This window comes from Streptomyces sp. NPDC057654, from assembly GCF_042800135.1.
Lineage (GTDB): Bacteria > Actinomycetota > Actinomycetes > Streptomycetales > Streptomycetaceae > Streptomyces.
On sequence record NZ_JBHVHQ010001221.1, the window covers coordinates 1 to 1,908 of the forward strand.

Sequence of the window (1,908 nt, forward strand, 5' to 3'; positions counted from 1 at the left end):
CGCGCGGGCGACGGCGTCCCGGACGCCCGCGTCGCCCGCGCACAGGGCGGCGCCGCGCAGCCACACCGTCGGGGCGGGCGCGGCCCCTCGGGCCCGGCGCGCCGCGAGCGCGGCCAGCTCGGTCGTGCGGCCCGTGCCGGGGTCCCCGACGAGGCCCAGCACCAGGGAGTCGCCGTCGAGGAAGGCGGTGAACTCCTCGGCGGTGTCGGGGCGTTCGGCCGGTTCGCCCCAGGGGCGCGGGCCGCCCGCCGGGCCGAGGGAGAGGGCGGTGAGCTGGAGGGCGCCCGCGAGGTTGAGGTCCGGCCCGTACGCGGGCACGGTCGCGCCGTTGCGCGCCAGCAGCGCGGCGAGCGGACCTCCGGGGTCCGCTTCGGCGGTGGCGCGCAGCGGGATCGCGAAGCCGCCCGCCCGACGGCCGGTGTGCAGGGCGGTGCCGAGGACGGCGACGACGGCTCCGGTCCGCACGTCGAGCACGGGCCCGCCCGCGGCCCGCTCGCCGAGCCGCACCCCCTCCCGGTCCCCCACGGTCAGCTCCAGCGCCGAGCCCAGCAGGTGGAAGCGGTCGGTGGCGGTGTAGGTGACGGCGGCGCCGCCCACCACCCTGGCGTCGAGCCAGCGCCGCGTCCGCAGCCGCACGCCCGCGCCCGGCTCGATGGCGGTGGACGCGGAGACGGCGAGCGGCGGGGCGCTCAGCCCCTCGGTCCGTACGAGCGCGAGATCGGCCTCCGGGAGGGCGAGCACGGCGTCGTCGCCGACCAGGCAGGTCTGTTCGCCGGAGGCGTGCAGGACGACGCGCGCGAGGCCGTCGACCGCCTCATGGCTGGTGATCAGGGTGCCGTGGCCGTCCGCGAGGAAGCCGGTGCCGCGCGGCCGGCCGGCCAGGTCCCGGATGCGCACCAGCGCCTCGTCCGGATCCGTACGCCGCAACGCCATCCGCCGTGCCCTCCCCGCGCCCCGCCGCCCGTACTCAGACGGTATGCGGCGAGTGATCGCCGGAAACACCTCGCACCGCGAACGCGCCCCCTCGCACCCCCGTGGTTCACTCCGAGCGCCTGCTCGATGGGGTGAATCGGGGCCGTGGGCTGGATAGAGAGCCGGTGAGGGGGATCGTGGGGCGGGCGGCGGGCGAACCGCGCCGCCCGTCCCACGGATGTGACCGAGCCGCCTGGGGACCGCCGCGGCGGTCCGTGCGTCAGGCGAAGACCGCCAGGCTCTTGGCCTTGCCGCCCTGGTTCTCGACGAGCACGAGGAACGTGCCGTCGGGCCCGAAGACGGCGACGGGACCGGGCCCGTCCGCGACGGCCGGCGGCATCCGCAGCCGCACGCCGTTGCCCAGCAGCCGGGCCTGCTCCGCGTCCACGTCCCAGCGGGCGAACGCCGCCTCGGCCGCCTCGGCGACCGGCATGACCGTCAGCTCCTCCTGGAGCTGCTCCAGCGTGCGGGCCGCGTCCAGTCCGTACGGGCCGACGCGGGTGCGCCGCAGTGCCGTGAGGTGGCCGCCGACGCCCAGGCCCGCGCCCAGGTCGCGGGCGAGCGCGCGGATGTACGTACCGGACGAGCAGACCACGGAGACCAGCAGGTCCTGTACGGGCGTGCCGTCCTCCGCGACCCCGTCGTGCACCGCGTGCACGACGAAGGAGGAGACCGTCACGGGCCGCGCGGGGATCTCGAAGTCCTCGCCCTCGCGTGCCCGCGCGTACGACCGCTTGCCGTCGATCTTGATGGCGCTGACCTTCGACGGCACCTGCATGATGTCGCCGCTGAGCTCGGCGACCCCGGCGTCGACGGCCTCGCGCGCGATGCCGGAGGCGTCGGCGGACGCGGTGAGCTCGCCCTCCGCGTCGTCCGTCACCGTCGTCTGGCCGAGCCGGATGGTGCCGACGTACTCCTTCTCGGTCAGCGCCAGAT

The 1,908-nt window shown here is 76.9% G+C and carries 1 protein-coding gene and 1 pseudogene; both read right to left on the minus strand.

Annotated elements, in window-relative coordinates; all coding sequences use genetic code 11:
- Positions 1-933: pseudogene (locus ACFU99_RS42200) on the minus strand (serine protease); the annotation flags it as partial.
- Positions 934-1,192: 259 nt separating this feature from the next.
- On the minus strand, positions 1,193-1,908 hold a 716-nt coding region (locus ACFU99_RS42205; RefSeq protein ID WP_384403710.1), incomplete at its 5' end, for a tRNA pseudouridine synthase B.